Annotated in this window: 18 protein-coding genes and 1 pseudogene; 12 read left to right on the forward strand and 7 right to left on the reverse strand. The window is 52.4% G+C overall.

The window, feature by feature from the left end:
* Positions 1–3 precede the first annotated feature (3 nt).
* Together K3T82_RS03030 and K3T82_RS03035 are read left to right on the forward strand one after the other, a co-directional pair.
* The gene (locus K3T82_RS03030) at positions 4–1539 is read left to right on the forward strand and encodes a spermidine synthase (protein ID WP_220192019.1); all 1536 of its coding nucleotides are present in this window, start codon (positions 4–6) and stop codon (positions 1537–1539) included.
* Between the two features lie 133 nt (positions 1540–1672).
* Positions 1673–2980: an adenylosuccinate synthase gene (locus tag K3T82_RS03035; RefSeq protein WP_220192020.1), complete on the forward strand. Its 1308-nt coding sequence runs from the start codon at positions 1673–1675 to the stop codon at positions 2978–2980.
* Positions 2981–3008: 28 nt separating this feature from the next.
* Here the strand turns inward: K3T82_RS03035 and rsmG are convergent, their stop codons facing one another.
* From rsmG to K3T82_RS03055, 4 genes are all read right to left on the reverse strand, one after another.
* Complete coding sequence (rsmG, locus tag K3T82_RS03040) at positions 3009–3716, reverse strand: 16S rRNA (guanine(527)-N(7))-methyltransferase RsmG (RefSeq protein WP_220192021.1); 708 nt, start codon at positions 3714–3716, stop codon at positions 3009–3011.
* Positions 3717–3976: 260 nt separating this feature from the next.
* Positions 3977–6109: a vWA domain-containing protein gene (locus tag K3T82_RS03045; protein ID WP_220192022.1), complete on the reverse strand. Its 2133-nt coding sequence runs from the start codon at positions 6107–6109 to the stop codon at positions 3977–3979.
* A gap of 67 nt (positions 6110–6176) precedes the next feature.
* On the reverse strand, positions 6177–7580 hold the full coding sequence (locus K3T82_RS03050; RefSeq protein ID WP_220192023.1) for a sigma 54-interacting transcriptional regulator: 1404 nt from the start codon (positions 7578–7580) through the stop codon (positions 6177–6179).
* Between the two features lie 189 nt (positions 7581–7769).
* Positions 7770–9026: an acyltransferase family protein gene (locus K3T82_RS03055; protein WP_220192024.1), complete on the reverse strand. Its 1257-nt coding sequence runs from the start codon at positions 9024–9026 to the stop codon at positions 7770–7772.
* 278 nt (positions 9027–9304) lie between these two features.
* On the opposite strand from K3T82_RS03055, the gene K3T82_RS03060 reads away from it, so the two are divergent.
* The 7 genes and pseudogenes from K3T82_RS03060 to K3T82_RS03090 all read left to right on the forward strand — a co-directional run bounded on the left by K3T82_RS03060 (position 9305) and on the right by K3T82_RS03090 (position 14835).
* A complete protein-coding gene (locus K3T82_RS03060; RefSeq protein WP_220192025.1) occupies positions 9305–10015 on the forward strand; it encodes an urease accessory protein UreF in 711 nt (236 codons plus the stop codon).
* 396 nt (positions 10016–10411) lie between these two features.
* Entirely contained in the window at positions 10412–11095 is a 684-nt protein-coding gene (locus K3T82_RS03065; RefSeq protein ID WP_220192026.1) for an urease accessory protein UreD, read from the forward strand.
* A 63-nt stretch (positions 11096–11158) separates the two neighbouring features.
* Positions 11159–11464 (forward strand): urease subunit gamma, encoded by a 306-nt coding sequence (locus K3T82_RS03070; RefSeq protein WP_220192027.1) that lies wholly within the window; start codon positions 11159–11161, stop codon positions 11462–11464.
* Between the two features lie 8 nt (positions 11465–11472).
* Positions 11473–11826 carry an urease subunit beta gene (locus K3T82_RS49580; RefSeq protein WP_220192028.1) on the forward strand — a complete coding sequence of 118 codons (354 nt, stop codon included), beginning with the start codon at positions 11473–11475 and terminating at the stop codon, positions 11824–11826.
* Positions 11823–13546, forward strand: a pseudogene (gene ureC, locus K3T82_RS03080) (urease subunit alpha). The gene K3T82_RS49580 and the pseudogene ureC overlap by 4 nt, the downstream one beginning before the upstream one ends.
* Before the next feature lie 73 nt (positions 13547–13619).
* Positions 13620–14324 (forward strand): urease accessory protein UreG, encoded by a 705-nt coding sequence (gene ureG, locus K3T82_RS03085; protein ID WP_220192029.1) that lies wholly within the window; start codon positions 13620–13622, stop codon positions 14322–14324.
* 274 nt (positions 14325–14598) lie between these two features.
* Positions 14599–14835, forward strand: coding sequence for a heavy-metal-associated domain-containing protein (locus tag K3T82_RS03090; protein WP_220192030.1), 237 nt, complete (start codon positions 14599–14601; stop codon positions 14833–14835).
* 66 nt (positions 14836–14901) lie between these two features.
* On the opposite strand, the gene K3T82_RS03095 is transcribed toward K3T82_RS03090, so the two are convergent.
* Positions 14902–15441 (reverse strand): hypothetical protein, encoded by a 540-nt coding sequence (locus K3T82_RS03095; RefSeq protein WP_220192031.1) that lies wholly within the window; start codon positions 15439–15441, stop codon positions 14902–14904.
* 557 nt (positions 15442–15998) lie between these two features.
* On the opposite strand from K3T82_RS03095, the gene cbiM reads away from it, so the two are divergent.
* The 3 genes from cbiM to K3T82_RS03110 are packed head-to-tail and all read left to right on the forward strand — an operon-like array spanning position 15999 to position 19031.
* The gene (gene cbiM, locus K3T82_RS03100; protein ID WP_220192032.1) at positions 15999–17309 is read left to right on the forward strand and encodes a cobalt transporter CbiM; all 1311 of its coding nucleotides are present in this window, start codon (positions 15999–16001) and stop codon (positions 17307–17309) included.
* A gap of 19 nt (positions 17310–17328) precedes the next feature.
* Positions 17329–18204: a cobalt ECF transporter T component CbiQ gene (cbiQ, locus tag K3T82_RS03105; protein WP_220192033.1), complete on the forward strand. Its 876-nt coding sequence runs from the start codon at positions 17329–17331 to the stop codon at positions 18202–18204.
* Positions 18201–19031, forward strand: coding sequence for an energy-coupling factor ABC transporter ATP-binding protein (locus K3T82_RS03110; RefSeq protein WP_220192034.1), 831 nt, complete (start codon positions 18201–18203; stop codon positions 19029–19031). The genes cbiQ and K3T82_RS03110 overlap by 4 nt, the downstream gene beginning before the upstream one ends.
* Before the next feature lie 83 nt (positions 19032–19114).
* Here K3T82_RS03110 and K3T82_RS03115 read toward each other — a convergent pair whose 3' ends face one another.
* Entirely contained in the window at positions 19115–19396 is a 282-nt protein-coding gene (locus tag K3T82_RS03115; protein ID WP_220192035.1) for a hypothetical protein, read from the reverse strand.
* Between the two features lie 171 nt (positions 19397–19567).
* The gene (locus K3T82_RS03120) at positions 19568–20539 is read right to left on the reverse strand and encodes a carbohydrate kinase family protein (protein ID WP_268886617.1); all 972 of its coding nucleotides are present in this window, start codon (positions 20537–20539) and stop codon (positions 19568–19570) included.
* Between the last annotated feature and the right edge of the window lie 70 nt (positions 20540–20609).

Below are 20609 nucleotides of genomic sequence, written 5' to 3' on the forward strand. Positions count from 1 at the left end.
GTCTTGAAGAAGCTTCTCTTTATCATCCTGGTCTTTATCAGCGGCATGACCAGCCTGGGGTTGGAAATGTGCGCCTCACGTCTATTGGGAGCTTATTTTGGTAGCTCTCTCTATATCTGGGCGGTCCTGATTGGCCTGGTCCTGATTTACCTTACCGTGGGATATTTTATTGGAGGTCGCCTTGCAGACCGCTATCCATCAGCTCAAGTATTATGCGTGATCACCGCTGCCGCCGCTCTCACGACTGCTATGATCCCCTTTATCAGCCAGAGCGTTCTTTCCTGGTCTGTCAGCGCTATCGCGCAGATTTCGGTCAGCGCTTTTCTGGCTTCGCTGCTTGGAACGGTGCTGCTCTTTGCCGTCCCCGTCACCCTGCTTGGACTGGTTTCGCCCTTCGCGATTCGTCTGGTAACCAGCGACGTCAAGCAGAGTGGGCGCATCAGTGGCTCACTCTATGCGATCTCGACCTGCGGTAGTATCCTGGGCTCATTCCTGCCAGTACTCTGGCTCATTCCCACTTTTGGCGTACGACGCAGTCTACTCATTTTCGCGACCCTGCTCTTCGCGGCCTCGCTCTGGGGTCTCTGGCAGATTCAGAAATCGCGTCTCCTCTGGCGTCCGCTGACAGCCATTGTACAGATTGCGCTCATTGCCACGCTCTTTATGGAACTTGGCCCCCTGAAGCAGATTCCCGATCTTATCTATCACCAGGAATCACTCTATAACTATATCCAGGTCACACAGCAGGCCGATGGCACACGTTCGCTGATCTTGAATGAAGGACAAGCCATTCATTCCATCGCGTACGCCGATAAGAACCGCGTCCTGACCGGGTGGTACTGGGACTATTTCCTGGCTGCCCCATATTTCAACAAGGGTTTTACACCAGATAAATTGCACCGTGTCGCCATTGTGGGCCTCGCGGGTGGAACTATCGCGCACCAGTTTACGCAGGTTTATGGCCCAGTGCCAATCGATGGCGTCGAGATTGACCCAGCCATAGTTGATGTAGGTCGCAAATACTTTGGAATGACTGAACCCAATCTGAATGTGCATGTACAGGATGGCAGACCCTATATCGCAACTACACAGGAGCAATTCGACGAAGTCGTCATCGACGCCTTCCAGCAACCCTACATCCCATTCCAGCTTACAACAAAGGAATTCTTTAATCAGGTCCGCGCCCGCCTTTCCCCCCAGGGGGTCGTTGCATTGAACACAGGGCATACCTCCACTGACTATCGTCTGGTACAATCTATGGTAGCGACGATGAGCAAAGTATTCCCTAGTGTTTACGTGTTAAATGTCCCAAATACCTTTAATACAGTGGTTATGGCAACGATGCAACCCACCACAATCGAGACATTTCGTTCGCAACTCTCTCAGTTGGACCCAACTACGACTATGGGGCAAGTAGCTAATGAGGTCGTCCCTGTGGTTGAGATCGGTCGCCCCAAAGATGGCATCGTCTTCACCGATGATCGGGCACCAATTGAACAGATTACGGACCAACTTCTGCTCAGCTATATCTATGGTTAGCTGCGAAAAATTATTTAGCAAGCGATTCTTACTCCTTGTTCGAAAACCTGAGCGCGAAGCGCTAGCCGCGACCAGCGGTGTTGGTTTTTGCATAAGACCTTAGCGTGTAGAAAGGCAAAGGGGAAATAGTATTATGGTGGCAGTTGCAATTATTGGAGCACAATGGGGAGACGAAGGCAAAGGCAAAATCATTGACGAACTCTCCATGCAGGCCGATTTTGTCGTGCGCTACCAGGGAGGAACTAACGCTGGGCATCGCGTGGTTCACGAAAAGGGAGAATTCTCTTTCCAGATTGTGCCTTCCGGCATTCTCTTCCCCAACACAACTTGCATCATTGGCAATGGCGTCGTTGTCGATCCCAAAGCGCTTATACAGGAGATGGAAGCCCTACAAGCTCAGGGAGTAGATATTTCGCGGCTCTATATCAGCGAACGCGCCCACCTTGTCATGCCCTATCACTTTGTCCTTGATCGCCTGGAAGAAGAGGCTCGCGGCACTGAACTGATCGATAACACCTATCGAGGCATGGGTCCCGCCAATGTGGACAAACATGCGCGAAGTGGGATTCGCATGGCAGACCTGCTAGATGTCGATGCCTTCCGCGCCAAACTCTCAACCATCCTCCAACAGAAGAACCGTATGATTACCCAGATCTATGGTCAGCCACCGCTCTCGCTGGAAGAGATTCATGGTGAGTACTTCACCTATGGGCAGCGACTCTACAATCATATCGCAGATACGCAACAAATGCTGCTTCACGCGCGCGAGGAGCAGAAAATCATCCTGCTTGAAGGAGCGCAGGGCGCGCTTCTTGACATCGACTTCGGGTCCTATCCTTTCGTGTCTTACTCCTCGACGATGGCCGCGAATGCCGCAGTTGGTTCAGGTCTTCCCCCACGCTCAATTGACCGCATTATTGGCATCTACAAAGCCTACACGACCCGCCTGGGAAGTGGACCGCTCCCTACCGGACTCTTTAATGATGTGGGGCAAATCCTACGCGAGCGAGGGCATGAGTATGGCTCACGCTCAGGGCGTGAGCGACGCTGCGGCTGGTTTGACGCGGTCGCGGGACGCTTTGTCGCGCAACTCAACGGTCTTGATGCCGCGATCGTTACCAAACTTGATGTGCTGGATACGTTCCCAACCATTAAAATCTGCACCGCCTATAGCTTACGCGGACAGATTCTTCATACACCACCCGCGACGCCTAACGACCTGGCAGCCTGCGAGCCCATATACGAAGAGATTCCTGGCTGGCAGACAAGCACGACAGACATCAACTCCTATGACGAGTTGCCTACAGAAGCCAGGACCTATCTCAAACGTCTGGAAGAACTACTTGAGACGCCCGTAGCGATGATCTCTGTCAGCCCTCAACGGGGACGTACCATCCAGTTACAGGATGTCCTGGCACCTGCGGGCGGCTCACATCCTTAATTATGGCTTATGCGTAGTGGCGTAGCCTTCAGCCCAGCGGTCGCTTAGCCATCGCCGCGCCACTACGCGGATACGACTCAGGGCAAAGTTTACGTTGGCGCCAGGTGAGCAACCGCCGACCATCCTCAAGTCCCGGCAGATCTAACGCGACATCAGACTCCCATACGACCCCCAACATGGCGGCGGCTCGTTTTCCCTGTGCGATCTCCTCGCTCATATCGCCCTTTTTGGGCAAAAGGATAGTCCCGTTCAGACGGCAATAAGGAGCACAGTATTCCAGCAACGCCGGGAGCGCCGCCACCGCGCGCGCGGTCACCAGATCAAAGGCTGCGCGGTATTCAGGTTTATGCCCCAATTCCTCCGCTCGCCCATGAACGACCTCCACATTCTCCAGTCCAAGCACATCAACCATGTGGCGCAGAAAGATCACCTTCTTGTTCGTGGCCTCTAGCAAGGTCACGCGCCAGCGAGGGCGCGTTATCTTGAGCGGCAGACCAGGGAAGCCAGGACCAGTGCCAATATCCAGGAGTGTCGCCTCCTCCTGTGGAAAGAGAGTTAGCAGAGAGAGAGAATCCAGAAAGTGCTTGATCATGACCTCTTCCGGGTCCTTAATGGCTGTCAGGTTAAAGCGTGTGTTCCACTCAAGCAACTCCTGTCGGTAGCGCAAAAACGCTTCCTCTAGCTCTTCACCCAATCCCAGCCTGCGCAATCCTTCTTGAAAAGCGTTTTTCACCATAGTTCACATATCCTGCTCATTCATATTATTTGTGGCTATGCAAGATTCCTCACCGCCTGCGGCGGTTCACAGGGGTTATGGTATGTAGGACGATTGCCGAAGGCAATCGTCCTACATACCATAACCCCTGAAGCGTTCGGAGCAATAGCAAGACCCATAGCTTACTATCACTCTGAGAATGGAAGAGATTGGCATAAGCTTGTGGCTCATACCAATCTCCGCGAAAAAACTATTTGTCCGTTATGAGAATGACTTGATAGCTATGAGATGAGTTTCTTCTTACTGTTAAGGTAATCAACCAGCAGATACTCACCCAGATTGTCGCGGTCAGCATAGAACGTCCGCCCACGATTAATTTCCGCCATCTGGTTCACAAAGGCAACCATCCAGTCATCATCATAGAGCATGAAGGTATTGATGGTAATGCCATCACGCGTACAGCGCTTGACCTCAAGCAACGTTTGCTGCTCAGCATAAGGGCTGGGGAAGGCAAACTGCCAACCACCATAGCGTTCTTCGTACCAGACGGTAGGACCACCATCGGTAATCATAATGATCTGTTTGTTGGTACCACGCTGTTTGGCAAGCAATTGGCGCGCCAGCATCAGACCATGGGCCATATTCGTGCCACGATCATTGTCATAACGACTGAGTTCTATCAGTTCATTAGATTTGTATTCGCGAGCGACGAACGAGAAGCCAACAATATAGAGATTATCACGCGGGAACTGGGAGCGAATCAAGCTCTCAAGCGCGACCGCGACCTTCTTCGCAGCCTGCTGACAACCGTTATAGACCATGCTCAGGCTCATGTCAATCATCAGCACTGTTGATGATTGAGTCATAAACTCTGTGCGATAGACTTCAAAGTCGTCTTTCTTGAGTCCAAGCGGCGTCCCTACACCATCGCGATGAATGGAATTCATCAGGGTCTTTTGCAGATCTAGCAAGAAAGGATCACCAAACTGATAGGTCTTGCTCTCGTCGATACGCTCGCCACCAACGCCCCGGAAAGGGCTGGCATGACGACCAAAACCATCGCGCTTGAGCTTGTTGAAGATATCCTGTAGAGCCTTCTGACCGATCTTGCGGATACCGCGCGCGGTCAACTCCCAGCGATTCCCCTTCTTCTCAATATAGCCTGCCTCTTGCAGCACATTCATCAGTTCCTTGAGTTGCTCAATGGACTGATATTCGTCAGTGCCGAGAAGTTCTCTGACCTTCTCGCTATCGATGGCTCCCAGGTCATCGAGGCGACGCGCCTCCTGCAACTCATCCTGCAAGCCTTCCATTTGTTGCAGGCGACCCATCATACGCATAGCTTCATTTAGAGGTAGCGTTTCGTTGCCTCTAAATGGGAAGCGCGTGCGCGCCTGCTCCATGGGAGCTACGGCCTCCAGGTTCTGGGCCAGTTCCAGCATATCAACGCGAATACGATCATCGCCCATCAGTTGATCCATGAGTTCCTGTAACTCCTGGCGCTGCTCAGGCGAGAGATTATCGAGAATTCCCTGCATGGCAGCCTGCTGCATTCGCATCTGCTCGATGAGATCGTCCAGTGAGTTCACGCCAGGGAAGTAATGACCATGCTTCTGCATAAAAGAGTCAAAGTCTGGCTCAATGCCTTGCTGGCGCTCTTGCAGCATCTTGTTCAGATCACGAATCATCTCACGTAGATTCGTGATATCTTCCTGGGTCATATTCTGCAACGACTGCTGCATGCCCTGGAAGTATTGCTGCATCATCTGCTGCTGCAAGCCATCCATCAGCTCTTTAAACTTCTCGCGGGCCTGGTCATCCATAAAGTCATAATCAGAAAGGCTCTTGATCTGACCGGGAATATCCTGTGGTAGACCATCCAGATACTCGCGCTTGCGTCCAGCAATCATCTCCAGCATCTTGTGCTTCTGCTCAGGTGAGAGATCATCGCCAGAGGCTCCTTGCTGACCCTCGCCTCCCTCAGCGGGTGAGCCCTGCGACTGCTGACCAGAAGGAGTCTGATCAGCCCCCTCTGATGGTTGCTTGCTCTGCTCTTGCGAGCCGGGCTGCTCATCGAGGCGACTCTGAATACCGTCGCGCTCCATTTGTTTGATCTGCTCAAGCTTCTCACGCAAGTCATCCATAACACCTGAAGCCATGTTGTAGCGGTTGAGTTGCTCGCTACGAGCACGGCGCAAGCGATCCATGATCTCACGCAGGCCCATGGCTTGCTGTCCATCCTCACCCCGAATTCCCCCTTGCATCAAGCGTCTGATTGCTTGCTGCAAGTTGCCATTTTCCATGTAATCATCGGAGAGGGCCTTGAGGATATCGTCGGCATCGAGTCCTTCGATGCGCTGGGTGCCATCCCAGCGCGAATAGCCATAGCGGTTCTTGTGAAAGCGTTGAAACATAACGCATGTCCTTTACGGCCTTACGAAAACCTGTGCCACTAAAGTGTCCAGGTTTTCGTAGAAGACGTTAGCGGCGATAGCGCACCTTTCCTTCGACCTCATCCTTGTTGAGGCGCCGATTCAGGTGCAGCCCTTCGAGGATAAATTCAACGGATGAGGCCACACTGGCTGGGCTCCCACGTCCATTGAGCTTATCGATAGCCTTGCTCAAGCCGCCTACTTTGGAAAGCTGATTTACATACTCCATGGATGACATATCATCGCCAACCTGAACATTCAGGCCGCGCTCGAAGCCAGCCAACAACTGATCGAATTCGCGTGACTCAAAGTATTCGCCAAAGACATTGAGGACCGCTGCGTTAATCAGCTTTTGTACAACGCGCTCTTCTTTGATGTCACCAACGGCATCCAATTCGATTTTGCCACAGGTTGAGGCAAGAATCGCCGAGAGGTCGCTGACGCGGGGTGCGGCATGACGCTCGTTGAGGCGCAGAGCACGGCGGACGGCATTGCTGAGCACATTCTCGAAGTTGGAAACCGAGACGCGCACGCTAACACCTGAACGCTGGCTGATGTCATTGCTAGCACGCGCGAGCTGCGTCACTTCAGCAATGACTTCCTTCATGAAGGTAGGCACGATGATATCGAGTCCATCCGTGGGGAAGTGGGTGCTCTCAGCCTCCATGATGCTGATCTCATGCTCAAGGTCGCGTGGATAGTGAGTGCGGATCTCGGAGCCGATGCGGTCTTTCAACGGTGTAATAATACGACCACGATTAGTGTAGTCTTCAGGGTTAGCGCTGGCAACCACATAGACGTCCAGAGGCAGACGGATCTTATATCCACGAATCTGCACATCGCGCTCTTCCATGATATTGAGTAGACCAACCTGAATGCGCTCGGCGAGGTCCGGCAACTCATTGATACAGAAGATACCGCGATGTGTGCGAGGAATCATGCCATAGTGAATCGTCAATTCATCTGAGAGATAACGCCCCTCGGCGACACGAATAGGATCGACTTCACCGACAAGATCCGAGATCGTAATATCTGGAGTCGCCAATTTCTCGCCATAGCGGCGGTCACGTGGCAACCAGGCAATCTCTACCTCGTCTCCCTGCTGCTCTATTTTATCTCGACAGGCCCGACAGATCGGCTCATAGGGACTATCGTTAATCTCACAACCAGCAATCACTGGTATCTCATCATCCAGCAGGTTCGCAAGGCTGCGGGCCATACGCGTCTTGGCCTGACCTCGTTCACCCAGGAAGATAATATCCTGACCTGAAAGGATGGCATTCTCAATCTGGGGAATAACCGTCTCTTCATAGCCAACAATCCCAGGAAACAACTCTTCTCCATTGCGGATCTTGGCGATCAGGTTTTTACGCATCTCCTCTTTTACTGAGAGCACCTTGTAGCCACTTTCACGCAACTCGCCAACAGTTCGCGGTCGAGTAGTGATTGACATTGAGTTCTATGCTACCTTTCTTGGGGATTGGCTTCATATGTGGACGCATGCGAGCGTGCGAGGATCTAGGAGTTGCTCCAACATGGACCGAACGATACAAGCCAGATACAAGTGGAACCATACTTGATTCTACAGCCTGATACAAGAAAACGCAAGAGAAGCGGCATCCACTTCAGAGCGACTCTCTTCTCACTCAGCACTCACCTTCACCAACACCTTCTCCACCTTTTTCCTTTTCATCCCCATAAACGGTCGCTCCACCAACCAGTACACCACCACACACCATGGAACAATCCCCAAGACGAAAAAGCCACCAAATAACGCATACGTCCGCACCACATCTTGCACCCCAAAATGTGGCAAAACATATTTCTTAAATATCGCCATCATCGGAAAATGCCACAAGTATACCCCGTACGAAATCGTCCCCAAACCCATCATTAGCTTCGACTCCAACACCCTTTTCAGCAACGACTCCCCAAACAACAATCCCATCAACAACATCCCCCACCCAATAGACACCACAAAACGCAACAACTGCCGGGTATACGGCATCAACGGCAACCACCAATCCAACTGCACTACATTATACCCATATCGAAACTCCCACAACGCACAAAACACTAGTACGACAACCGCCCCCAACCGCAACCAGAGACTCGCCTTACGTAGTCTCACCGCCAACTCCCCACTCACCTCAGGCCTCTGCGCATACACATAACACAAACTAATCAACATCCCTACCGCGAAAACTTCCCAAAACTTCCCCTCCACCCCAAACACCACAAACCGCACCACATCCATCCACCCACTCAACGTCCCCTTCCCCCCCGTCATCTGAAACCCAATCCACCTCACCACCAACCCTATCACAATGATCCCCCAGCACATCACACTCACCCCCACCAGTCTCCCTCGCGCTCTCACCGCCACTCGCTTCACCACCTCATAAATTCCCCACGCCACTACTGGCAACAACACATAAAATTGCACCTCAATTGCCAGCGTCCAATACGGAATATCGATCTTCTGAAACGTCGCCTTACTCCCATCCATCAAAAACGTCAAGAACAGCAATAACTCCGTCCAATGCTCCGGTCTCAAATACTGTCTTTGCACCAACACCACCAGCACCACCAACGAAAAATAATATCCCGGCACAATCCTCAACATTCTCCGCCAATAATACCGCCCCGTCCCCGGCCACTTCTCCTCAAACAACAACGCCTTTGCATACGGCATAAACAACAAAAAACCCGACATCACAAAAAATAACTGCACCCCTGCATTTCCAAACACCCACAACGCCGAAAATAACGGAAACTGCTTATAATCAACAATGATACTGCCTATCAAATACGTCATATGCAACATCACCACCCCCATTGCCGCAACGCCCCTCATCCCCTCCAAAAATTCAATCTTCCCACTTTTTTTCACCAACATAGCAGCATCCTTTGCTCAAAATGTCTTCATAAAATAAACACCATAAAAATAACCACCCACAACAAACGCCCCAACGGATAGCCAATATAACAAATTTAAGCACATAAATACAGTAATGGGGCCAATAGTCATATCTATCACCAATAAAATTCCCCCCTGAAAAGTAGGTATGTGAGCGGAGAAGAATGTGTGGTAGCACTTTCTAGTGCTTACTCTTGTATTTCGCTCGCGCAGACGGTACACTTCTTTAAAGCCTCAGAGAAAGCAGGTATCAAGCAATGCAGAACGGGAACTTACAACTGCTACAACTGCTGCAATTGGCCGATAGCGCTCTTCCTATCGGGAGCACTGCTCACTCCTTTGGGCTGGAAACACTCGCCAATGATGGCTCCCTCACCAGCGACAATCTATATCCCTTCTTTCGCGACTATATGCAAGAGTGCGGACTGCTCGAAGCAGTCTATTGCCATCGTGCTAGCCTCTTGCATACGCTCCAATCTCCCGATTTCCCCCAGGCATGGAGCGAACTTAATATGCGCCTGAGCTCCTTACGGGGCGCGCGCGAGGCGCGTCAGGCAAGCATCACCCTCGGTCGCCGCTTTCTCCAACTCGTACAATTGTTAGTACAAGAGACCCATGCAAGCGTCCTGGTAGAAGAGGCGATGCAAATGCAGAAGTCCACCGGAGTCGAAGCTCATTATTGTACGGCCTTTGGATTAGCGGGGGGAGTGCTGGGAATAGATAAAGCAGCGTTGATACTAGCATATCTGCAACAAACGCTGATGAGTCTGGTTTATGCCTGCCAGCGCCTCTTGCCAGTAGGTCAGCATCAAGCTAGTAGTCTGCTCTGGCACCTTAAGCCGATCTTACTCGACATTGGTGAGCAGAGCATGCGGCTTTCGCTCGAAGAAGTCTCCAGCTTTACATTGCTACCAGACCTGGGAAGCATGCGCCATCCCAATCTGATGACAAGGCTCTTTATCAGCTAAGCTAAGGTGTATTGGTGCATCCCAACGTCGCGCCGGGCTCGACGTCGAGCCATAACCAACATTAATTGCCGTTTTTCGCGTGGAGGTGTAGGGAAGATCGTGTGTGTCTTACCTCAAGCGGAGCGCGCCGCATCTCAACGAGAGCTACACAGGTAGTCTTTGGTTCTTAATGATGCATACAGAACTTGAAAACAGAATCGTTCACATTAAGCAAGGTCCAGATGACACTCCCCCGTCAGAGGTACGAGGATCGCTTCACTTACGTTTTACGAGAAGTGCGCGAGATGGGGTGACGCGCCTGCGAGTCGAGTACCAGCGTCCACCACTGCGGGTCATTCGGGCATTTCCCCTCCCAGAAAGGGGGGCACTCGTTCACCTGCATAATATCTCGGGGGAGTGCTCGGAGGAGACCATTTACAGGTACGCGCGACGCTGGAAGCGGGAACCTATGCCCAACTCACCTCGACCAGCGCGACCAGAATCTATCGCAGCCTCGCGAGACGACCAATGGCCCGACAGGATATGACACTCTCTATCGGAGAACGTGCTCTGCTCGAATATCTGCCCGATCTCTTAATCCCCTTCGCGGGCTCACGCTATCATCAGCATACGCGCATCGAACTGGCACAAGACGCGGGACTCTTCTATTGGGAAATCGTGGCCCCCGGTCGCAGCGCTGAGGCGTTTGCCTATCAGCAACTCTCTCTGGACCTAGATATCCACGCTCCCAGCCGACCACTTGCCAGTGAGCACCTGCGCCTGGAACCAGCTACACGCCCCTTGACATCACCCACGCGCCTCGGCCCATATACCTACTTCTGCACCTTTTACATATGTCGCGTTGGGATCGAGAGTGGTCGGTGGTCACAATTGGAGCGGGAACTGGGCGAACTGGCTCAGGAATGGAGTACAGCAGGGAAGACATTATGGGGAGTAAGTACGTTACCTGCTCATGGGCTGGTTGTGCGCGGACTAAGCCAGAGAAGTCAGCCTTTATTAGATAGCTTACCGCGCTTCTGGCAGCACGCACGCATAGCACTGTATGGGCGTAGCGCGAATATGCCACGCAAGCTCTATTAAGTGGCGGCTGCATCGGCCTGTAGGCATCATTTCACCAGAGTCTAAAACAGAAAGGAGCGTCCCTTGCAACTGACACAACGTGAACAGGAGAAACTACTGATATTTGTGGCTTCTGAGCTAGCACGAAAGCGCCAGCAGCGAGGCCTTAAACTCAACTATCCAGAAGCGATAGCGATCCTGACAGCCGAGATTATGGAGGCGGCTCGCGATGGTCGAAGTGTTTCGGAGATCATGATCCTGGGAACCACTATCTTGCGTCGCGAAGATGTCATGGATGGCATCGCGGAAATGATCACGGAGGTCCAGGTCGAGGCCACCTTTCCCGATGGCACCAAGTTGGTAACGCTACATGACCCCATTCAGGAGTGAGGTGAGATATGAAGCCAGGCGAATACATCCTTGACGAAGAGGCTGGCGATATTCTAGCAAATGCCGGACGCGCCACTGTTAGTCTCCAGGTCGCGCACACTGGCGACAGGCCTGTACAGGTTGGAAGCCACTTCCACTTCTATGAGGTCAATAAGGCCCTGAACTTCGAGCGCCGCGCGGCCTATGGCATGCATTTAAACATTCCCGCTGGAACTGCGGTCCGCTTCGAGCCAGGCGATGAAAAGGTGGTTACCCTTGTCCCTTACGCTGGGGCACGTATCGTCTATGGGCACGCGGGCCTCGTGAATGGTCCACTGGCGCCGGAAGCGCCAACCGACACGGAAGGAGAAAGCGAGTCATGAGCTTATATATTCCGCGCCAGACCTATGCCGACCTCTACGGTCCAACCGTTGGCGACCGGGTGCGCCTCGCCGACACCGACTTAATCATTGAGGTTGAACAAGATTTGACTAGCTATGGTGATGAAATTACATTCGGCGGGGCAAGGTAATCCGTGACGGCATGGGACAGAGTGGACAAGCCACGCGCGAAGGTCCCCATGGCGCACTTGATCTGGTTATTACCAATGCTTTGATCATCGACTACTGGGGCATCGTCAAGGGCGATATTGGCATCAAGGATGGGCGTATAGTCAAGGTGGGCAAGGCAGGCAATCCTGACACGATGGCAGGCGTTGATCCCGAACTGGTCGTAGGCTCCAGCACTGAGGTTATCGCCGGTGAGAATATGCTGGTAACAGCGGGAGGTATTGACAGTCATATCCACTTCATCGCGCCCCAGCAGATCTACGAAGCCATTTCTAGCGGCATCACTACGATGCTTGGTGGTGGTACAGGTCCCGCGACCGGAACCAACGCAACGACCTGCACACCCGGAGCCTGGAATCTGGCCCGGATGCTTCAAGCGGCTGAAGCCTGGCCCGTCAACCTGGGCTTTCTCGGCAAGGGCAATACCTCTACGACTGAACCACTCGGAGAGCAGATTCGTGCTGGCGCTTGTGGTCTCAAACTACATGAAGACTGGGGAACGACACCTGCTACTATCGATGCCTGCCTGCGTGTAGCTGATCAGTTCGACGTCCAGGTCGCCATTCATACCGATACCATCAATGAGGCGGGTTTTGTCGAGGATACCATCGCCGCCATCGCAGGGCGCACGATCCATACCTATCACACAGAGGGCGCGGGCGGCGGACACGCCCCCGATATCATCAGTATCGCATCCTATCCCTATATCCTGCCATCCTCAACTAACCCGACACGACCATATACAATCAACGCCATTGCCGAGCACCTGGATATGCTCATGGTCTGCCACCATCTGAACCCACAGGTACCCGAAGATGTCGCATTCGCCGAGAGCCGCATCCGACCCGAGACCATCGCCGCCGAGGACATCCTGCACGACCTGGGCGTCTTTAGCATGATCGCTAGCGACTCCCAGGCAATGGGGCGCGTGGGCGAAGTGGTGCTACGTACATGGCAGACAGCTCACAAGATGAAGCAACAGCGCGGCGCGCTTCCCGAAGATTCGGAGCGCAACGACAACTTCCGTGTCAAGCGCTACATCGCCAAATACACGATCAATCCCGCCATCACGCACGGCATCGCGCATCACGTTGGCTCTATTGAGTCCGGAAAGCTGGCAGACCTTGTGATCTGGAAGCCCGCCTTCTTTGGCGTCAAACCTGAGCTGATCGTGAAGGGTGGTTTTATCGCCTGGGGCGCGATGGGCGATGCCAACGCATCCATCCCAACACCACAACCGGTCATGTACCGACCAATGTTCGGCTCCTTTGGAGGAGCAACCGCCACGACCAGCCTGACCTTTATGTCTCAGGCCGCATTAGAAGCGGAGGTTCCTCAACAGCTTGGCTTGCGTAAAACCGCTGTGGCAGTCCGCGAGTGTCGTACCGTTGGCAAAGCCGATATGCGCCACAACGCGGGGATGCCGCAGATTGAGGTCGATCCCGAGACCTACGAGGTACGCGCTAATGGTGAGTTACTCACCTGTGAACCCGCATTGGAACTGCCTATGGCCCAACGTTATTTTCTGTTTTAGCTCTAGGGTACCATTTATTCATCAAGGGATGGTAATTGATGCACAACTTAAAGAAAGGTAGTGGAATTGGAGTATGTCACAAACTATTACACCTCGCGCTTTTCGCGTAGGCGTTGCCGGGCCCGTTGGCTGCGGAAAAACAGCTCTGCTTGATCGACTCAGCAAACTTCTATCTTCGCGCTACAATCTCGCCGTTGTTACCAACGATATCTATACACGAGAGGATGCCGAATTCCTGCTGCGCCAGGGAACACTCCCACCCGAACGCATCCGAGGCGTCGAAACCGGAGGTTGCCCCCATGCCGCCATCCGTGAGGATGCCTCAATGAACCTGGAGGCGATAGAGGAGCTAGAAGAGACCCTTCCAGGGCTGGAACTGATCTTTGTCGAGAGTGGCGGAGACAATCTTGCCGCCGCCTTCAGCCCCGAACTGGTCGATGTCTCAATCTATGTGATTGACGTCTCAGGCGGCGATAAGATCCCGCGTAAGGGGGGACCCGGCATCTGCCGCTCAGATCTGCTTCTCATCAACAAGATCGATCTCGCGCCCTATGTGGGAGCGTCACTTGAGGTCATGCGCCGTGATGCTACCATCCAGCGCGGAGAGCGGCCTTTTATCTTTACCAATATGCAGGTGGGAACCGGCCTCCCAGAAATAATCAATTGGCTGGAACAGCAGATAAACACCCCGCGAGAGCAGCGCCGCATACTACTCACCACGCTCTCAGCACCTCAAGCCCACAGTCACACCCATAGCCATCCACACTCACACGCCTGATTGCAAGGTCAAACACCCTAAGAAGCGAGTAAGTAGCGGGCCTCATAGTAATCTACTTACTCGCTTCTTTCAATATCACCAAGAAATTCAGGTTCTCTCCTAATAGGCATCCATCACACTCTACGCTATACTACATGTAAGAACATCGGTATGGCACGTTTTATCTATGCACCTACCTGTACACTAAAAAATATGAAGCTATGCATACCTCACCCTCTTGTCGATAGCAACCCATAGAAAGTGGGCGGTAGAAAACATATTTAAGGAGCAACTTATGCAAGAGACAACGAAATTAACCCTGCCGAAAATTGGCTGTCAGGGCTGCATGAATAAGGTCACGAACGCGATAACCAATCTGCCTGGTGTGGAGATTGTTCAAACTGATGTTCCCGCGAAAGCGGTTGTGATACGCTACGCGCCAGAGCAAGTAACACTCGCCCAGATCGAGGGCGAGCTTGAGAAGGTGAAGCATATCATTGGGAGTGCTGAGCCATACACGATCCAGGCCTAAGTCCATTGGCGACAGATGAAACGACGACATCGGTGCTGATGTCGTCGTCTTTATTGCATTGAGGAGCTATGACGAAAAATGGAAGCGACCGCGTGATGCCATCGGGCCTGCGTAACGCCAGGTGATGAGCAAGCTATCTACATCCTCGCGGACAGGTATGGAAACTTCAGACGCATGGTTAACTTCTAGCCACCCTCCACGTTCATTCTTACGATATTGCATCGGAACCATGTACACCGAACGCTGGCGTCGATGCGAAGACGAAGCAATCTCAGCGGGCATACTCTCCAGACGTGATTCAAAGGCGATCAGTAACGCCGCAATCTGCTTGACGCTGGCCTTATTGTCTACCAGCAAGACCTCCTGCCAGACGCCACCTTCCACACGAGGCTGAGCGAGAGAGAGAATAAACAATCCAGACACATCAAACGCCTCCACACTGCCATGAGACGGCGCATAGCCACTCACGCGCCAGCGCGGAATCGCCACACCATCGCCACAGTTGCAAGGATTGCAATCGCATGGGTCGCAGGTACAACCAGAACACCCTCGCGCCCCAAACGCTTCGCCTCGTACTAGATACTGCTGCTCAATGCTCACTTTCATCAAAGACATTGCATCCTTTCGCTCAAGCTTGGATCAAGTCTACAATATGCCTCTAGCCGCTTCTCAAATATACAATATTGCAATATACCACTTCATAGCTTAAAGCATATAACTTCTTTTAGTACTATACCCTAAGAATCCATTGCATGTCAAAACGTTTCATTCATCTTCAAACATCTGTCAACATGCCGATCCTCAATAGAAAATGATTGAGATGGTTATCTCTCAATCCACACTAATGCAACAAATGGCGTGCCAAATATTTTTCTCATTCTATTCTCTGGATTATCAGCGTTCGAGCGCTACCGCTTCGCACTCTCATGCTAGAACATAAATACCGTCTCCTCCAACCACAAGAAGAATAACTCTAATATCAACCACACATTCTTACGTTCAAGCACTGGACATGCGCGGCTCATGGGTTGTACACTGCTTATTGCAAATCATTTGCAATAACAAATATTTAGCAGAAACACATTGTATCGCTGCAATTCATCCTCTGGAGCATGTTCATTCTACGCAAGAAGCAGCTATTTGCACTTGTACGGAGGTTTTTAATGCATATACCCGACGGTTATCTTAGCCCCGTCTTCTCACTGAGCACAGGTGTACTTACCATTCCAACCTGGGCCCTCGCCGCGCACCGTGTACGCTCAGTGCTTAATAATCGGACGATCCCGCTGCTCTCTATCTTCGCGGCGTTCTCATTTACCATTATGATGTTCAACATCCCCGTTCCTGGTGGCACAACGGCACACGCTGTTGGAGGAACATTAATGGCTATCGTGCTTGGGCCCTGGGCGGCGGTCATTGGCGTCAGTATTGCCTTGATTATCCAGGCTCTCTTCTTCGGGGATGGTGGAGTGCTCGCAATTTTTGCTAATTGCCTCAATATGGGTATCCTCCTTCCTTTTATGGGATATTTCTTCTATCGCCTGATCGCAGGTCGTTCACCGCTGCTCTCGGTGAGACGCATATGGGCTGCTGGTATCGCTTCATATCTGGCGATTACAGTCGCGGCGGTGGCGGTTGGTGTTGAGTTAGGAGTACAGCCGCTGCTCTTCTCCGAAGGCGGAAGACCACTCTATAGCCCCTACGGGCTTGAAGCCACACTCCCCGCCATGCTTCTCTCGCATCTCTTTGGCGCAGCACTAGTAGAGGGTCTGGTTACCGCTCTCGGGCTGGCCTATATTCAGAAGAATCACCCATATTTCCTCACCTCGCTCCGCGCCTTTGTATCAGGAGGAAACGTCGAGAGAGGCGAGCAAACCAGGATGCCGCAATGGCAAATCTATAGTGCTGCTGCCGTTGGTATCATCGTGGTCTTGCTCATCGCCGGTTTCGCGACTAGTGGGGGCAGTATCACACATCTCTTCGGCGCGGATTGGAGTAGCGTCAACTGGGCTGATGTAGGTATGATGCTGCTGATAGTGCTTATCCTGGCTCTAGTGCTGGTCCCACTGGGCTGGTTCTTGCTACCGAGCTCTATACGTAACGTTGGAACAGCCTTCCTGGCGATTGCGATTATCGCGCCACTGGGGCTCATCACGCCAGGTATCGCCTTTGGTGAAGGAAGTTCAGAGGACGTTGAGCAGGTCTTCCACTATGTACCGAAAGGGCTGCAACAGCTTGAAGGCATCTTTAGCGCGCCGCTCGCGGGCTATAATATCCCCCTCCCTTTCTTTTCTGATGCCAATGCTCCGCTCTGGCATGCAGCGATAGGGTATGAACTTTCAGGAATCATCGGTATCTTGTTGCTAGGCGGAATCGTCTTTGGCCTGCTCACACTTTTAAAGCGCCTGCGCGCCGCACCTTCGGAGCCAGTAGAAACGCGGCAAGCGACCCCAGCTAGCGAGACAAACAGTTAAAGGAATAGAGAACCAGATCATGCTTGTATCTACTCAGCCACCAACAACCAGGGAACGCAAGCGCCAGCTTGGCTGGATTGAGCAAACTATTAGCGGCATCTCCAGCACGCTTGAACGAGCGGTCTTCACAGAAGAACATGCTCACAAGCCCGGATGGCTCCAGAAGCTCGATCCACGGGCGAAGCTCGGCATGTTCCTGGTCACAGTTCTAGCAGCCAGTCTGGCACATTCACTGGTGATCCTTCTCGCCTTCTACCTGATGCTACTGCTGGTGGCGCGGGGTAGTCAGATCCCCTTTGATTTCTTCGTGCGCCGCGTCTGGATGGGTATCCCTTTCTTCGCTGGCGTCGTCATTCTGCCTTCTATCTTTCTAGTGCCATTTGGACCACGCCTCTTCGATGTGCCGCTTGGGGCATGGCAATTTGGTCCCACGCCTGCCAGTATTCTAAGCGGTCTGGTCTTTGTGGCTCGCGTAGGTGTTTCGGTCTCGCTTGCTATACTCCTCATCCTCACTACAGCCTGGGCCGATATCCTCAAAAGTTTGCAGATCCTGCGCGTCCCCCAGGTCTTCACGCTGCTACTTTCCATGACCTACCGCTACATCTTTCTCTTTCTGCATACCGCTAACGGTATGTTCGAGGCGCGTAAAAGTCGCACTGTAGGTCGCCTGAGTGGACATGGACAGCGCAAATGGATCAGTGCTTCAATTGGTGTGCTGATGCATCGCTCGTTTCGTATGAGTAACGATGTTTACGCTGCGATGATGGCGCGCGGCTTTAAAGGTACCATCCACACTCATCAGCGCTATCATATGCACATTAATGACTGGATGGCGCTCTCGCTGGCAAGTGGCCTGGCACTTCTGGTTTTCTTTCTCGGAGGCTATCTCATATGAACACGCTTATTTCGCACTTATCAGAAGCGCCAGCATTTCACCTGCGCGGCGTACGGTATGCCTATCATCATCAGCAAGCAGTCCTTGACGGTATTGACCTGGATATCAATCGTGGCGAGCAGGTTGCGCTACTGGGAGCCAACGGTAGCGGCAAATCTACGCTCCTCAAACTGCTGAATGGGATTTACGCTCCCACGGAAGGTGCGATGCAGGTAATGGGGCGTGATATCAAGTCTGTCGCTGCTGGCAAGGACGCCTTTACCTTCCATCAGGAGGTGGGGCTCGTTTTCCAGGACCCCGATATTCAGCTCTTTAGCGCGACCGTTTTTGATGATGTGGCCTTTGGACCACTCCAACTGGGGCTTTCCGTAAGCGAGGTCCAGGAGCGTTGCGAGGAAGCACTAACGCAAATGGAGATCATGCACCTTGCCCGACGTGCGCCTTTTGAACTTTCGGGTGGCGAGAAGAAGAGAGCGGCTATTGCCTCGGTTCTCTCGCTCCGCCCCGACGTTATCCTGCTCGATGAGCCAACCGCGGCTCTTGATCCTCGCACCAAATGGGTGCTAATCAACCTCATCCGCAAGTTAGGAGAGGCAGGCAAAACCATCATCACTTCGACGCATGAACTAGAGATCGTACCCACCATCGCCAAACGCGTTATAGTACTTGGCGAAGAGAGACGCGTCCTTGCAGACGATACGCCTGAGCGCATCCTGCGTGACCGCAACCTCCTGGTCAACGCGAACCTAATCCACCCCCAACTACATCAACTCGGCATGGATTGGTCTCTCCAGCGAGAGGTCACTCCAACCAACTCACACTCATAACTTAAGTATGAGTAACTTGTATACCGAAAGGCTTGCCGTTTAGAGCGGCAAGCCTTTCGGTATACAATGCTTTTATGTGGAGGTTAACGTTCACTACGCGAACCACCAAAGAGACGACTCAGGACGTTACCAGCCTGCCCTAGAATACCACCCGAACGCTTACGAGCCTCATCCTGAACCATATTGAGCGCGCCTCCAGCCATGTCCTTCGCCTTCTCTTTAAACTGCTCACCACCTGGTACCTTCTTGGCAAAGTCGTCGATGATACGGTTGATCTTATTCTCCGCCGCCTCACGCGCGGCATTGATTTGCGGGTCAAACTGTCCTTCCCTCTGCTCATCATCTCGTCGATGCTCTTCTGCCATGAGTTCTACTCTCCTGGAAAACTGATCAGCATGAAGTACGATAATCAATCATCAGGCATGCCGCATAGATGTTTCACTATGCATGAGTTACACTTCCTGGTAGGAGGCTAACTCATTGATACTTATAGTATAAAAAGAGGGCAAAGCGGTGGCTGGATCAGATAATAAGCGTTATTCTCGGCGTAGAAAGTCCTCAACCTCCGTGCGCCTGGGAGCATTCGCACCTGCCCGTGTGCAATTTAAAGCCGATACACCCGCCGCGAAGCGCAACATCCCATCAATTACTTCCCCTGAGATCCTTTCAAGCTCATCACGTGTTCTCAATTCGGGCTCACTCAGACATGTCAGCAGTCCCGCGCAGAAGGCGTCACCCGCGCCCACAGTATCTACCACCGGCACAGAGAAGGCGGCAACTCGACCTTGCGCGCCGCCCACACTCGCGGCTATCGCCCCGCGTTCCCCCTGCGTGACCACGACCAGCGCTGGTCCTAATGCCAGCAAAGCCGCAAGGCATTCCTCACTTGAACGACCAGGATAGAGCCAAGTAAGGTCCGCATCGCTACACTTCACGACGTCAGCAAGGGAGAAGATACGCGCTAGCATATCGCGATAAACCGCTTCATTATGTATCAGATTGGGGCGAATATTGGGATCAAACGAAATCAGAGCCTTGTCTTTGAGGCGTTGCGCCGTCTTAAGAATCGCCTCTGGAGTAGTTCCATTTAGCAGGCTAATAGAACCCAAATGTAGTATTTTCGTCTCACGATAGAGCGCTTCGTCAATTTCATTCGCGGTCAATAATGTATCAGCCGATCCTTCGCTATAAAAGCTATAGGCCGGATGCCCATTCTCCATCGCGACAAAAGCCAGGGTGCTATGCGTCCCTGGAGACGCTAGAAGAAACTTCGTATTCACGCCTTCTACCTGCATATAGGTACGCAAGTAGCGCCCAAAATAATCATCAGCGACCTTACAAACAAAGGCAGAGGGTTGCTCCAAACGAGAGAGCGCGACCGCAACATTTAAAATAGAACCGCCAGCATGCATCCGAAAGTCCGTGCCATAGCCCAGGCTTGCCTCCCCCTCCACTACCGGAAAGAAATCTATCAAACACTCTCCTATACAGGTAATAAATTTATGCACGGGCTTATTCCCCCTTCAATTACACAGTTACTAAGCTTTTAATATCATCCTTCTATTGTCGCTTATCCAC

It is taken from the genome of Ktedonospora formicarum, from assembly GCF_016587355.1.
In the GTDB taxonomy this organism is placed as follows: Bacteria; Chloroflexota; Ktedonobacteria; order Ktedonobacterales; family Ktedonobacteraceae; genus Ktedonobacter; species Ktedonobacter formicarum.

Excerpts from the sequence above, each read along its gene's own strand:
- cbiQ (WP_220192033.1), top strand. The coding sequence starts at position 17,329 with ATGCTTGTATCTACTCAGCCACCAACAACCAGGGAACGCAAGCGCCAG.
- K3T82_RS03110 (WP_220192034.1), top strand. The coding sequence starts at position 18,201 with ATGAACACGCTTATTTCGCACTTATCAGAAGCGCCAGCATTTCACCTG.
- K3T82_RS03035 (WP_220192020.1), top strand. The coding sequence starts at position 1,673 with ATGGTGGCAGTTGCAATTATTGGAGCACAATGGGGAGACGAAGGCAAA.
- K3T82_RS49580 (WP_220192028.1), top strand. The coding sequence starts at position 11,473 with ATGAAGCCAGGCGAATACATCCTTGACGAAGAGGCTGGCGATATTCTA.
- ureG (WP_220192029.1), top strand. The coding sequence starts at position 13,620 with ATGTCACAAACTATTACACCTCGCGCTTTTCGCGTAGGCGTTGCCGGG.
- K3T82_RS03095 (WP_220192031.1), bottom strand. The coding sequence starts at position 15,441 with ATGAAAGTGAGCATTGAGCAGCAGTATCTAGTACGAGGCGAAGCGTTT.
- K3T82_RS03060 (WP_220192025.1), top strand. The coding sequence starts at position 9,305 with ATGCAGAACGGGAACTTACAACTGCTACAACTGCTGCAATTGGCCGAT.
- cbiM (WP_220192032.1), top strand. The coding sequence starts at position 15,999 with ATGCATATACCCGACGGTTATCTTAGCCCCGTCTTCTCACTGAGCACA.
- K3T82_RS03115 (WP_220192035.1), bottom strand. The coding sequence starts at position 19,396 with ATGGCAGAAGAGCATCGACGAGATGATGAGCAGAGGGAAGGACAGTTT.
- rsmG (WP_220192021.1), bottom strand. The coding sequence starts at position 3,716 with ATGGTGAAAAACGCTTTTCAAGAAGGATTGCGCAGGCTGGGATTGGGT.
- K3T82_RS03045 (WP_220192022.1), bottom strand. The coding sequence starts at position 6,109 with ATGTTTCAACGCTTTCACAAGAACCGCTATGGCTATTCGCGCTGGGAT.
- K3T82_RS03055 (WP_220192024.1), bottom strand. The coding sequence starts at position 9,026 with ATGTTGGTGAAAAAAAGTGGGAAGATTGAATTTTTGGAGGGGATGAGG.
- K3T82_RS03090 (WP_220192030.1), top strand. The coding sequence starts at position 14,599 with ATGCAAGAGACAACGAAATTAACCCTGCCGAAAATTGGCTGTCAGGGC.
- K3T82_RS03050 (WP_220192023.1), bottom strand. The coding sequence starts at position 7,580 with ATGTCAATCACTACTCGACCGCGAACTGTTGGCGAGTTGCGTGAAAGT.